Genomic DNA, 12,072 nt, shown 5'->3' with positions numbered 1-12,072 from the left:
GAGGGCTTCGGGGTGAAGGATGATAGGCGGGACGCAGGCACAGGGGCGCCGGTGCACAGTGAGGCGTCAACCGCCGAGAAGCGGCGTGCGTTCCGGGTTAGGCCACGACAAAATCGTAAAGCGGGAAGCGCTTGCACAGCTCGCGCACCTCGCCTCGCACGCGCTGCTGCACGTCCTCGTTCGAGGGGTCGGCCAGCACCTGGTCGATCAGATCCACCACCTGCCGGAACGCCGCTTCGTCGAAGCCCCGGGTGGTCATCGCGGGCGTCCCCAACCGCAGGCCACTCGTCACAAACGGACTCTTGTCGTCGTACGGCACCATGTTCTTGTTTGCCGTAATGCCGGCCGCCTCAAGCGCCGCCTCAGCCGCCTTGCCGGTAAGATCCTTGTTGCGCAGGTCAATCAGCACCAGGTGGTTGTCCGTGCCCCCCGATACCAAATCGTAGCCGCGCGCCACAAGGGCGTCGGCCATGGCCTGGGCATTCGCAACAACCTTTTGGGCATAGGTGCGGAAGTCGGGTTGCAGGGCCTCTTTAAAGGCCACCGCCTTGGCTGCAATCACGTGCATGAGCGGACCGCCCTGCGTGCCGGGGAAGACGCCCGAATCCAGCACTTCGCCCAACTGCTTGGTCCGGCCGCTCTTGCGAGCGGTGATGCCAAACGGATTCTCGATGTCGTTGCCCACCAGGATCATTCCACCCCGCGGCCCGCGCAAGGTCTTGTGCGTGGTCGTGGTTACGATGTGTGCCTGCGGCAACGGATCGTTCAGCACCCCGGCGGCAATGAGGCCGGCCGTGTGGGCCATGTCCATCCACAGCACCGCCCCCACCTCGTCGGCAATCGAGCGGAACGCTTCGTAATCGAAGTCGCGCGGGTAGGCGCTTGCGCCAATCGATAGCATCTTGGGCTGCACGGCGCGCGCCTTGTCACGCACCTTGTTCATGTCGATGCGCCCGGTATCTTCCTCCACCCCGTAAAATTCGGCGTTGTAGAGGATGCCCGAAAAATTGACCGGGCTGCCGTGCGTAAGATGGCCGCCGTGGGCTAGGTCCAGTCCCAGCAGCGTGTCGCCCGGATGGAGGGCCTTTAGGTACACCGCGGCGTTGGCTTGTGCGCCGGAGTGCGGCTGAACGTTCACCCAATCCGCTCCAAACAATTCTTTCGCCCGGTCGCGCGCCAACTCCTCTACCACGTCCACATGCGTGCACCCGCCGTAGTAGCGCTTGCCCGGCAGGCCCTCGGCATACTTGTTGGTGAGTGGGGTGCCCATAGCCGCGATGACGGCGCGTGAGGCGAAATTCTCTGAGGCGATCAGTTCGATCCCGTCGTTTTGCCGCTCCACCTCATCGGCGATAGCGGCGTACACGTCCGGATCTTGAAGCTGCAACTCGTTCATAAGTGGAAAGACTCTGTCAGGAAAACGGGCGTCACGACTGCTCATCGAGCGTAAAGAATCGTCCGAAGATGCCCAGCGCGCGCAGCTCCGGCGTCTTGTCGCCGTCCAGATCAACCGTGTAGGTGCTGGCGATCAGGTACGACCGCCGCGTGGTAAACCGGTCGATGTTCTCGGCCGCGAGCGCGCCGCCGAGCCTTGCCGCCTGACGCTCCAGCCAGCCATCGTCTTGGGTGCCTTGAATCTGCTGCGTGATGCGCTCCCCAAACGACTGCTGGAACGCCTGCATGGTGGGGTTCGACCAGATCAGGATGCCGAGCACAATGCCAAGCACCACTAGGGTAAGGGAACGCATGGGCAAACGGCCGTTGATGAGCACTTAACGAACGCTAGGTCGCTAAACCCGCCGTGCGGGGAAAGGTTTTTGCTACGCAGGCCCATGGACCTATGCGGCGGTGTCTGCCGTTTTACGACGCGTCTGTCTTGTTTCACCGGATGAGCGCTGCCGTGTCGTACCGTATCAAATCAATGTTTCGCACCGTGCAAGGCGAAGGATTCTGGGCGGGACGGCCCGCTCTTTTTGTGCGCCTCGTGGGGTGCAACCTATGGAGCGGCTACGAGGATACGCGGGCCGACGATGCGGCACGGACGGGCGCCGATTGCCCGCTGTGGTGCGACACCAACTTCACCAAACAGGACAGCACCACCTACGAAACGCCAGCAGCGGTTGTGCAGGCGATGCGCACCCTTGCGCCGGCCCTCGACTTTTGCGTGCTTACCGGCGGCGAACCGCTTCTTCAGGCCGATGGCGCCCTCATTGCTGCGCTGCAGGACGCGGGCTTCACGGTGGCAATGGAAACCAATGGCACGGTGGCGCTCGCCGACGCGCTGGAGGAGGGCGCGTGGCCCGATTGGATCACGTGCAGCCCCAAGCTTCCGGAAGGGCAACTGTCGTTGGAGCACTTCGATGAGCTCAAGCTCGTCGTGCCCGATTACGTGCCCGCCGATTACGCCGCGTTTGCCGAGCGGGCGCGCGTGCATCCGGTGGCCGACGAGGCGCGTCCGCTGTTGTGGCTTCAGCCCGAGGACGGGCCGCGGTTGCAGGACGCACAAGAGCAGGCCGTGGCGCTTGCCCTCGCGCACCCCGCGTGGCGCGTCAGCACACAAACGCACAAGGTGCTTAACGTAGCCTAACGCCCCACGATGGCGGGCCGCCCAACGCGCTGCGCCTGTTCGTAACAATACCATGAGCGGGCGCCGCGCGGTGGACCGACCCGCCACGGCCGATCGTTCATCCGGCGAATTGTCTTTTGCGTAGCTGATGCGGCTAAGCCATGAGCGAACTCACGGCATTCCTTTCGAGCAACGTGGTCTTCGGCGTCTGGGGCGGGCTGGTTGGCCTCTCGCTGCTTGTGCTGGCTGTCGACCTCCACCAAAAGAACGCCCACCTCAGCCCAATGATGAAGTTCGTGTGGGCACTCACGGTGCTGTACTCCGGGCCGATCGGTCTGGGCATCTACTTTTATGCCGGACGAAAAGAGATCGCCCATGATTCCATCTGGCGGCGCGGCTTCCGGTCGGTCGCCCACTGCTACTCGGGCTGCGGCATGGGCGAGGTGCTGGGCGTCATCCTCACGGTGGGCCTGCTGTCGCTGGGCAACCTGTGGGTGGCACTCGCGTCGTTTTCCCTGGCCTATGTGTTTGGCTTTGGGCTTACGATGGGCCCCCTCATGCAGGAGGGCGAGACCTTCAGCGATGCCTTTAACGATGCGCTGTACTCGGAGACGCCAAGCATCACGGTGATGGAGGTTGTAGCCATCGGAGCCGACCTGCTCCTGGCCGGATCGGCGCACATGGGACAGACGCTGTTCTGGGGCGCGCTCATCTTCTCGCTCTCGCTGGGGCTCTTCGCCGCCTACCCGGTGAACGTGCTGCTCATCAAGTGGGGCGTGAAGGAAGGCATGATGAATCCGAAACACACGCCCGGCAACGCCGCGCCGCAAACGGCCTAACGCCTATGATTCGCCCCGATCGCCCCGTGGCCACGGGTACGGTGGCCCGGCATTATGATGAACTGGATCGTTTTTATCGCGGGCTCTGGGGCGATCACGTGCATCACGGCCTGTGGGTGACGGGCGACGAGTCGCCCGAGCAGGCCGTACAGCAGCTCGTGGATCGGGTCGCTACCCAGGCGGGCCTCGAACCGGACGATCGCGTCTGCGATGTGGGCTGCGGATATGGCGCCACGGCGCGCCACCTGGCCGAGGCGTATGGCGCACGGGTGACGGCGCTCACCATCTCTCCAGCACAGCATCGCTATGCCCGGGCGTGCTTGCAACCGGAGCCGCAACCCACGTACCGACTGCAGGACTGGCTGGCCAACGACCTGCCGGGGGCGTCGTTCGACGCGGTGCTGATGATCGAAAGCCTCACCCACATGGCGGATCCGGCGCGGGCCCTGCGCGAAGCGGCGCGGGTGGTGCGGCCGGGCGGACGGCTCGTGGTCTGTGCCTGGATGGCGGCCGACGAGGCGCCTGCATGGGCAGAGCGGTGGCTGCTGGCCCCCATCTGCCGCGAAGGGCAACTGGCGGGCTTGCCCACGGCATCAGACCTCCACGATGAACTGCAGGCCGCAGGCTTTACGTCGGTCACGCTGGACGATCTGAGCCTGCACGTGCGCCGTACGTGGCGCATCGTGCTGTTCCGTGTGGGCCGGGCGCTGTGGACCGACCCCGCCGTGCGGCGCTACCTGCTCGACCCAACTCGGTCGAACCGATCGTTTGCCCTGACGCCCCTGCGGCTCTGGTTGGCTTTTCACCTCGGCGTCTTTCGCTATGGCCTGTTCACGGCGCAGAAGCCTGCCTAGGCTGTGTTTAAAAACACCTCGCGGACTGCGCCCGGTTGGACAGCCGCTGCTGCTGCGTTGTTCTGCATCGCTGTAGGCCCGCTACCGCTGCTTCGAACGCCTTGCAGCTTCGGCTTCCCCCTCGGGCTCGCGCTCACGTTGATTTTTCAAACACAGCCTAACGCGATCGGTACGGCGCGCGCCCTACAAGCACCCCTATCGAAGTGAACAAGCAGTGAATAGAATAACAGAGTTGAAACTCTATACCAGACTATAGACCGTATGAGGGGTTGCATTCATTTTGAACGGTCCCTCCAGGCCGATGACGACACCACGAACCATTACGCTCTTTAGCGCCGAATGCCCGCTGTATGAAGCAGCCGAGGCCCGCGTGCGCGCCCTGGCCTGCGACGATTGCACGATCCGCATGCACGACGTACACGACGATGCGGTCACCCAACGTGCCGCCGATCTGGGGGTGCGCTCCATCCCCGCGGTTGCTGTTAACGGCGCGCTTGTATCGTGCTGCACAGGGCGCGGCCTCAACGACGACGCCCTCCGCGCAGCAGGCATCGGACAGCCGCTCTCCTAACCCCCCAACACATGCCTACCGACCCCCTCACCACCGGCGACGTGGCCGCACAGGCCGATGTCAATGTACAGACGGTGCGCTACTACGAGCGCCGGGGGCTCCTTCCCGAACCCCCGCGTTCGGCCGGCGGCTTTCGGCAGTACGACGCCTCGTACGTCACCCGCATTCGGTTTATCAAGCGGGCGCAGGAGCTGGGCTTCACCCTCGAAGAGATCCAGGAGCTGCTGGCCCTCCGCGCGACGCCCACCGCCGATCGGGCCGATGTGCGCGCCGCGGCCGAGGCGAAGCGCCACGAGGTGCAGGCCAAAATCCGCGACTTGCAGCGCATTGCCGAAACGCTCGACCACCTCATCACCGCGTGCAAGGGCCACGGCTCCACCGACGACTGTCCCATTTTGCACGCCCTCGAAACGCCTTCATCTGACGCATAACCCCTATGGCGACGTCCAAGAAAAACCAGCAAACCATTCCGGTACAGGGCATGCACTGCGCCTCGTGCGTGGGCCGCGTGGACGACGCGCTCCGCACGGTGGAGGGCGTGGACGATGTGAACGTAAACCTCGCCACCGAGCGTGCCCGCATCACGTTCGAGAATGGCGCCGTCCCCACGCGCCGACTCATCGACACCGTGGAGCAAGCCGGCTACGAGGTGCTCACGGAAACGACCGTGCTCCCCATCCGCGGCATGGACTGCGCCTCGTGCGCCAACACGGTGGAAGCTGCGCTGGAGCGGCTGGACGGCGTGGTGTCGGTCAACCTAAACTTCGCCACGGAGCGCGCTACCGTCCGCTACGTGCCCGGCCTCGTGGAGCGCGCGGACTTTCGCACGGCCGTCGAGCAGGCCGGCTACGGGATCCTGGAGACCGACGCAGACGCCGACCGCTCCGATGCCGAGCAAGAGGCCCGCGCCGCCGAGCAGTCGAACATGAAGCGCCGATTCGTCTGGGCGCTCGCCTTTGCCGTGCCCGTTTTTCTGCTGGAGATGGGCGCGATGCTCATCCCCGGTGCCCACGCGTGGCTGCAAGGCACGCTGGGCACGCAAAACCTCTACTACGTGCTGTTTGCGCTCACCACGGTGGTGCAGTTTGGCCCGGGCTGGTACTTCTACAAGCACGGCTGGCCCGCGCTCAAAAACGGCGCGCCCGACATGAACACGCTCGTTATGCTGGGCACCTCGGCGGCATACGGCTACTCGGTCGTCGCCACGTTTCTGCCCGGCGTCCTCCCCGCGGGCACGGTGCACGTGTACTACGAGGCGGCAGCCACCATCGTCGCGCTTATCCTGGCCGGAAATTACATGGAGGCGCGTGCCAAGGGACAGGCCACCCACGCCATCCGCAGCCTGCTCGACCTGCAGGCCAAAACGGCCCGCGTGGTGCGCGACGGCGCCGAAGAAGAAATCGACGTGCGCGATGTGCAGCCCGGCGACGTCCTCCGCGTGCGCCCTGGCGAGAAAGTGCCCGTCGACGGCGAAGTGATCGACGGCTCGTCGTATGTCGACGAGTCGATGGTGACGGGCGAGCCCGACCCGGCCGCGAAAGGCGCGGGCGACGAGGTGGTGGGCGGCACGATCAACAAGACCGGTAGCTTCACCTTCCGTGCCACGCGCGTGGGGCGCGCAACGGTGCTCTCGCAGATCGTGCAGATGGTGGAAGAGGCCCAGGGCTCGAAGCCGCCCATCCAGTCGCTCGCGGACCGCGTGGTGCGTATCTTTGTGCCGGTGGTGCTGGGCATTGCCGCGCTCACGTTTGCGGTGTGGATGTTCGTCGGCCCGCAGCCCGCGCTGACGTACGCACTGGTAGCTACCGTGTCGGTCCTCATCATCGCCTGTCCGTGCGCCATGGGCATCGCCACGCCGATCTCGGTGATGGTGGGCACCGGGCGCGCCGCCGAGCTGGGCGTGTACGTCCGCGAGGGCGAGGCGCTGCAGGCCCTGCACACCGCCGACATTGTGGCGCTCGACAAGACGGGCACGCTCACGAAGGGCCAGCCCGAGGTGACGGACGTCATCGTGCAGAACGGGTTCGCAGCCGCCGACGTGCTCCGCTGGGCCGCGGCCGTCGAGCGCTCGTCCGAGCATCCCATCGGCGAGGCGATCATCGCCCGCGCCAAAGCAGACGACCTGGATCTGCCCGATGCGGCCGACTTTGCGGCCACGCCCGGCTACGGCGTGCAGGCCACCGTCGACGGGCGCACGATCGCCATTGGGGCGGCGCGCTTCATGGAGCGGCTGGATGTGGCCCTTTCCGACGAGCAGACCGACCGCGCCGACGCCCTCGCCGATGCAGCCAAGACGCCGCTGTACGTGGCGGTAGATGGCCAGTTGGCGGCGATCCTCGCGGTTGCTGATCCGGTGAAGGACACGACGCCCGCCGCGCTGGCGGCGCTCCACAAGCTGGGCGTCGAAGTCGCCATGATTACGGGCGACGACGAGCGGACGGCCCGCGCCATCGCCCGCGAGCTCGGCATCGACCGCGTGCAGGCCGAGGTGCTGCCCGCCGACAAGGCCGCGGCCGTAAAGGCGCTCCAGGGCGACGGACAAACGGTGGCCTTCGTGGGTGACGGCATCAACGACGCCCCGGCGCTCGCGCAGGCCGACGTGGGCATTGCCATTGGCACAGGCACGGATGTGGCCATCGAAAGCGGCGACATCGTGCTCATGGCCGGCGACCTGCGGGGCGTGCCCAACGCCACGGCGCTCTCGCGCGCCACGCTGCGCAACATCAAGCAGAATCTGTTCTGGGCCTTCGCCTACAACATCGTGCTCATTCCCGTAGCGGCGGGCGCGCTCTACCCGATGCTGGGCGTGCTCCTCTCGCCGGCATTGGCCGCCCTCGCCATGGTCTTCTCCGACCTCTTCGTCGTGGGCAATGCCCTGCGGTTGCGGCGCTTTCAGCCCGCGCTGGCGCAGTAGAAAGGCGCGCCCAGGCACATGCGCGCTGGCCCGCTCCTCGGTGTTGCCTTTGTACGGGGCACGGGCCGGGAGCGGGTCACCCGTTGCGTAAGCCGCTACGGAATGCGGCGCTCGTCCAGGGTGGGACGAATCTCTGCGTCGTAACGCTCAATGCTCTCGCGGATGACATCCTTCGCGCGGTCTGGACCAAAGAAGTCTTGCACGCGCACCGTCTTGTCTTCCAGCGCTTTGTAGTCCTGAAAAAACCGCTTCAGTTCGCGCAAGCGGTGGTCGGGCAGCTCCTTGATGTGCCAGTAGTCGTTGAATGCCGGGTCATCCAGGTGGATCGCAATGATCTTGGCATCCTCCTGCCCGTCATCCAGCATGCTCATTTTGCCGATGGGCCGCGCCCGGAGAATGGACAGCGGATCGACCTCTTCCTGTGCGAGCACCAGCACATCCAGCGGGTCGCCGTCGTCGGCGTAGGTTTGCGGCAAAAAGCCATAGTTGGCCGGATACACCACCGATGAATGCAACATGCGATCTACGCGCAGCAGGCCGGTCGCTTTGTCAAGCTCGTACTTCACCTTGCCGCCCTGCGGAATTTCGATGAGAGCGTTGAAAACATCCGGGGCGTCGGGCCCTATTGAAACGTCGTACCAGGGATGTGCCATGACAATGCCTTCGGTCTAGAAGAAAAAAAGAACGACGCGTTCATCACGCGCCGTCCCTTGTACATGATACAGCAGCTGCCGTTGCGCGCTATGCACCGGAGCGCATATCGGTTTTGAGGCGCTCGGTGGGATCGAACGTCCGCTCCGAGGCCATCCAGCCCGCGAGGCTCGCGCTCGTTAGGGCCGCGGAATACGATGTCGGGCCATCCGGCGCATCGTTGGTCACCTGATCATCCAGATACCGCTGCAGCGAGCGCGCAAGGTCGGAGGCGGCCTCGGTATTTAGGCCGTCCAGGGTTAGGGCACCGTCTTGGTGCAACGTGGCAAGCGATTCCAGCGCTTCTTCGATGCCCAGCACCACGCTCATGGCGTTTTCGTCGCCCGTCGTGTGGGTTGTTGCATCGGTGAGGGTTACATCGACGGCATCGAGGCCGAGCGCCCCGAGCGCTTCGTGCACCGCCGCCCCGCGCTCGGTTGCGGTGTTTACCACCAGCGTGGTGCGCCCAATGTACGGCCGCTCCGACACGAACGCCTGCAAGCGGTCGGCCAGGGCTTCGGGGGCCTCCTCAATGAATTGCGCCTGGTTCAGGTGCACCGTGGTGTCGTCTTGGCCGTCGGTTTCCTTCGACAGCACAGTGATCCCTGCAGTTTCTTCGCGGGCGTCGACGCCGAGATAAAAAGCGTGCGGCATAGCAGCAAGTTCGATCCATGTAAAAACTAATGGATGTATCCGAAACTGCTTTTCCTTCGGGCGTTCCGCCGGCCCGGGGGGCCGTTGCTAGATTTTCTCGGACCGTGCGCCGTGCAATGCAAACGACAACCCCTCGTACGCCGCGGTGCAGGTCACGGGCGTATCGGCCAGGTACTCGCGGGCCGTGGCCTGCACCTCGTCGATGGCCTCGTCCGTCCGTTCCGGGTCATGATGAAACAGCACGACCTGATCGACGCCGGACGCCTGCACCAGTTCGCACACGTCTTTCAGGCAGCTGTGCCCCCACCCGCGCTTATCGGGCATGTCGCAATCAGTGTACTGCGCGTCGTGAATGAGAATATCGGCGCCTTGGCAAAACGACGCAAGGGTATCGAAGGAAACCGTAGCCTCTGCGCGGCGCGTGGCAATTTCATTGTCGGGGATGTACACCAGCGTGCGGCCGTCGCACGTAATCCGGTAGCCATACGCCCCGCCGGGATGGTTTACACGCTGCGTGGTCACATGCCAGCCGTGGGGCGCAAGGGCCCCCTGCAGCGCGTCATGGTGTCGCAGGGTCGCAGGAATCTCGGATGCTTTCAACGGAAAGTGGACCCCGTCCATGGTCGACGTAAGCGACCACTCCGTGGCATCGTACTGGTAATCCACAAGATGCACCGTTTGTGCAGCGTCATAGAGCGGGCGAAAGAACGGAAAGCCCTCAATATGGTCGGTATGCAGATGGGTGAGCGCGACGAAGACCTCTACGTCGCGCGTCGATAAGGCTGCGCCTAGCGGGCGGATGCCCGTGCCGGCGTCCAAGATGAGCACAACGCCCTCATGCTCAACACTCACGCACGACGTATTTCCCCCGTACCGCGCCATTGCCGGATTCGGAACCGCAATGGAGCCCCGTACGCCCCAACACGTGATGTGCATGATGAACAGTCGATTTCAGGAAAAAGCGCCGAGGAGCACCAACGTCCGCCGCCCGCGGTCGATCCGGCGCCACGCTGCTTGCCCTTCGTAAAACAACAGGGCGCGCCGGTGTTGCCGACGCGCCCTGACTACTTCGCCGATGACGAGGACGGGGCTAGCGGGCCTGCAGTATCTCGGCTGCTTCCAGCGCCTCCATGATCTGATCGACGCACGTCTCCACGTCGTCGGTATCGGTGTGCACCACAATCTCCGGATCTTCGGGCGCTTCGTACGGCGCCGAGATCCCGGTAAAGTTGGTGATCTCACCACTCTCGGCTTTCTCGTACAGCCCCTTCGGATCGCGCTCCTTGCACACCTCGATGTCGCAGTCGACGTGCACCTCAAAGAAGCGACCCTCGGCGATGAGCTGACGGGCCCGGTCGCGATCCTCGCGGTAGGGCGACACAAAAGTGCACAGCGTGAGGGTGCCCTGCTCAAAGAAGAGACGCGCAACTTCGCCAACGCGGCGGATGTTTTCTTCGCGGTCGCGGGCGGTGAAGCCCAGGTCGCCGCACAGGCCGTGGCGCACATTGTCGCCATCCAACAGCATGGTGTGCGCGCCGCGGGCAAACAGCCGCTCTTCGAGGGCCCGCGCAATGGTCGACTTGCCGGCGCCCGAGAGCCCGGTAAGCCACAGCACAGCGGCCTTATGGCCGTTGCGCTCCTCGCGCGTTTCCCGCGGAATGTTGAGGCCTTCCCACACCACGTTCGGCGACACCATCGGCTCTTCAACCTGCTCGGTCTGCTCGCCGAAGGGCGCTACGTTTTCGGCCTTGCCGCGAATCATGCCAGCAGCCACCGTTGCGTTGGTGTCTGGGTCGATGAGAATGAAGTTGCCCGTCGACCGGTTGATCTTGTAGGGATCAATGAACAACGGATCGGCGGTTTCGAGCTCTACCCGGCCAATCTCGTTGAGCTTGAACGTGTCGGCCTCTTCGCGGTGCAGCGTATCGACGTTGAGGCGGTACACCAGCTTCGATGCAAACGCCTGCGTGCGGCGCGTGGTGTGCTGAATGATGTAGGGCCGGTCGGTGCGCATCGGCTCCTCGCTCATCCAGCAGAGGTCGGCGTCGATGTTGCGCGTGGCCTCCGGACGGTTCCGGCTGCGCACAATCATGGACCCACGGCTCACATCAATCTCGTCGGTCAGCGAGATCACCACCGAATCGCCCGGCCCGGCTTCTTCCTGCTCACCGGCCAGCGTCACAATCGAGTCAACGTGCGACGTGAGGTTCGACGGCAGAATGACGACTTCTTCGCCGGGGCGAATCTTGCCAGAGGCCACCTGCCCCCCAAAGCCGCGGAAGTCCTGGTGCGGCCGGATGACGTTCTGCACCGGAAAGCGGAAGTCCACCTGATTGCGGCTCGCATGCGTTTTTACCGTCTCCAGGCGGTGCAGGAGCGTCGCGCCGTCGTACCACGGCGTGCGGTCGGACTTGTTGACGACGTTGTCGCCGCGCAGGGCCGACACCGGAATGAACGTGATGTCGTCCATGTCCAGCTGCGTGGCAAACGCTTCGTACTCGGCCACGATATCGCGAAACACCTGCTCGTCGTAGTCCACCAGGTCCATCTTATTCACGCACACAATCATGTGCGGAATTTGGAGGAGCGAGGCGATGAATCCGTGGCGCTTCGACTGCTGCAGCACGCCCTTGCGTGCGTCAATCAGCTCGATGGCCAGCTCGGCGGTAGAGGCGCCGGTGACCATGTTGCGCGTGTACTGCTCGTGGCCCGGCGTGTCGGCAATGATGAACTTGCGCTTGGGCGTCGAGAAGTAGCGGTAGGCCACGTCAATCGTAATGCCCTGCTCCCGCTCGGCGCGCAAGCCGTCGGTGAGAAGCGCAAGCTCCAGCTCCTCATCCTCGCGCTGCGTGTTGCGCTGAATCTCGTCGAGCTTATCCTCAAAAATTTGCTGGGTATCGTAGAGCAGCCGGCCAATGAGCGTGCTCTTGCCGTCATCTACGCTACCGGCGGTTGTAAAGCGAAGAACGTCCATAAAGAAAAGG

At 64.3% G+C, this 12,072-nt stretch carries 12 protein-coding genes; 6 read left to right on the top strand and 6 right to left on the bottom strand.

What is annotated here, in order from left to right; translation table 11 throughout:
- Positions 1 to 97: 97 nt before the first annotated feature.
- Together glyA and SALLO_RS0100595 are read right to left on the bottom strand one after the other, a co-directional pair.
- Complete coding sequence (gene glyA, locus SALLO_RS0100600; RefSeq protein WP_022834397.1) at positions 98 to 1,396, bottom strand: serine hydroxymethyltransferase; 1,299 nt, start codon at positions 1,394 to 1,396, stop codon at positions 98 to 100.
- Positions 1,397 to 1,427: 31 nt separating this feature from the next.
- Positions 1,428 to 1,748 carry a DUF4359 domain-containing protein gene (locus SALLO_RS0100595; protein WP_028566740.1) on the bottom strand — a complete coding sequence of 107 codons (321 nt, stop codon included), beginning with the start codon at positions 1,746 to 1,748 and terminating at the stop codon, positions 1,428 to 1,430.
- A gap of 185 nt (positions 1,749 to 1,933) precedes the next feature.
- Here SALLO_RS0100595 and SALLO_RS0100590 point away from each other — a divergent pair, with 185 nt between their 5' ends.
- From SALLO_RS0100590 to SALLO_RS0100565, 6 genes are all read left to right on the top strand, one after another.
- Positions 1,934 to 2,587, top strand: a complete 654-nt coding sequence (locus tag SALLO_RS0100590; RefSeq protein WP_228702748.1) for a 7-carboxy-7-deazaguanine synthase QueE — start codon at positions 1,934 to 1,936, stop codon at positions 2,585 to 2,587.
- Positions 2,588 to 2,727: 140 nt separating this feature from the next.
- Entirely contained in the window at positions 2,728 to 3,405 is a 678-nt protein-coding gene (locus tag SALLO_RS0100585; protein WP_022834394.1) for a DUF4396 domain-containing protein, read from the top strand.
- Between the two features lie 5 nt (positions 3,406 to 3,410).
- Positions 3,411 to 4,259: a methyltransferase domain-containing protein gene (locus SALLO_RS0100580; RefSeq protein ID WP_022834393.1), complete on the top strand. Its 849-nt coding sequence runs from the start codon at positions 3,411 to 3,413 to the stop codon at positions 4,257 to 4,259.
- A 301-nt stretch (positions 4,260 to 4,560) separates the two neighbouring features.
- Positions 4,561 to 4,830, top strand: a complete 270-nt coding sequence (locus tag SALLO_RS0100575; protein ID WP_022834392.1) for a hypothetical protein — start codon at positions 4,561 to 4,563, stop codon at positions 4,828 to 4,830.
- An 11-nt stretch (positions 4,831 to 4,841) separates the two neighbouring features.
- Positions 4,842 to 5,261 (top strand): MerR family transcriptional regulator, encoded by a 420-nt coding sequence (locus SALLO_RS0100570; protein ID WP_022834391.1) that lies wholly within the window; start codon positions 4,842 to 4,844, stop codon positions 5,259 to 5,261.
- 5 nt (positions 5,262 to 5,266) lie between these two features.
- Positions 5,267 to 7,744 carry a heavy metal translocating P-type ATPase gene (locus SALLO_RS0100565; protein ID WP_022834390.1) on the top strand — a complete coding sequence of 826 codons (2,478 nt, stop codon included), beginning with the start codon at positions 5,267 to 5,269 and terminating at the stop codon, positions 7,742 to 7,744.
- 95 nt (positions 7,745 to 7,839) lie between these two features.
- Here the strand turns inward: SALLO_RS0100565 and SALLO_RS0100560 are convergent, their stop codons facing one another.
- From SALLO_RS0100560 to cysN, 4 genes are all read right to left on the bottom strand, one after another.
- Positions 7,840 to 8,397 (bottom strand): inorganic diphosphatase, encoded by a 558-nt coding sequence (locus tag SALLO_RS0100560; RefSeq protein ID WP_022834389.1) that lies wholly within the window; start codon positions 8,395 to 8,397, stop codon positions 7,840 to 7,842.
- 88 nt (positions 8,398 to 8,485) lie between these two features.
- On the bottom strand, positions 8,486 to 9,088 hold the full coding sequence (locus tag SALLO_RS0100555) for a hypothetical protein (RefSeq protein WP_022834388.1): 603 nt from the start codon (positions 9,086 to 9,088) through the stop codon (positions 8,486 to 8,488).
- 87 nt (positions 9,089 to 9,175) lie between these two features.
- On the bottom strand, positions 9,176 to 10,024 hold the full coding sequence (locus tag SALLO_RS14250) for an MBL fold metallo-hydrolase (protein WP_022834387.1): 849 nt from the start codon (positions 10,022 to 10,024) through the stop codon (positions 9,176 to 9,178).
- 154 nt (positions 10,025 to 10,178) lie between these two features.
- Positions 10,179 to 12,062 carry a sulfate adenylyltransferase subunit CysN gene (gene cysN / locus SALLO_RS0100545; protein WP_022834386.1) on the bottom strand — a complete coding sequence of 628 codons (1,884 nt, stop codon included), beginning with the start codon at positions 12,060 to 12,062 and terminating at the stop codon, positions 10,179 to 10,181.
- Positions 12,063 to 12,072 lie beyond the last annotated feature (10 nt).

Origin of the sequence: Salisaeta longa DSM 21114, assembly GCF_000419585.1 — a bacterium.
Classification (GTDB): Bacteria; Bacteroidota; Rhodothermia; order Rhodothermales; family Salinibacteraceae; genus Salisaeta; species Salisaeta longa.
The sequence above is the reverse complement of the archived record's forward strand: the minus strand, read 5'-3'. Positions and strand labels throughout refer to the sequence as shown.

Bases quoted from the DNA above. Each gene is read 5' to 3' on its own strand.
- SALLO_RS14250 (WP_022834387.1), bottom strand. From the start codon at position 10,024: ATGCACATCACGTGTTGGGGCGTACGGGGCTCCATTGCGGTTCCGAAT.
- SALLO_RS0100595 (WP_028566740.1), bottom strand. From the start codon at position 1,748: ATGCGTTCCCTTACCCTAGTGGTGCTTGGCATTGTGCTCGGCATCCTG.
- SALLO_RS0100575 (WP_022834392.1), top strand. From the start codon at position 4,561: ATGACGACACCACGAACCATTACGCTCTTTAGCGCCGAATGCCCGCTG.
- cysN (WP_022834386.1), bottom strand. From the start codon at position 12,062: ATGGACGTTCTTCGCTTTACAACCGCCGGTAGCGTAGATGACGGCAAG.
- SALLO_RS0100555 (WP_022834388.1), bottom strand. From the start codon at position 9,088: ATGCCGCACGCTTTTTATCTCGGCGTCGACGCCCGCGAAGAAACTGCA.
- SALLO_RS0100580 (WP_022834393.1), top strand. From the start codon at position 3,411: ATGATTCGCCCCGATCGCCCCGTGGCCACGGGTACGGTGGCCCGGCAT.
- SALLO_RS0100560 (WP_022834389.1), bottom strand. From the start codon at position 8,397: ATGGCACATCCCTGGTACGACGTTTCAATAGGGCCCGACGCCCCGGAT.
- SALLO_RS0100565 (WP_022834390.1), top strand. From the start codon at position 5,267: ATGGCGACGTCCAAGAAAAACCAGCAAACCATTCCGGTACAGGGCATG.
- SALLO_RS0100585 (WP_022834394.1), top strand. From the start codon at position 2,728: ATGAGCGAACTCACGGCATTCCTTTCGAGCAACGTGGTCTTCGGCGTC.
- SALLO_RS0100570 (WP_022834391.1), top strand. From the start codon at position 4,842: ATGCCTACCGACCCCCTCACCACCGGCGACGTGGCCGCACAGGCCGAT.
- glyA (WP_022834397.1), bottom strand. From the start codon at position 1,396: ATGAACGAGTTGCAGCTTCAAGATCCGGACGTGTACGCCGCTATCGCC.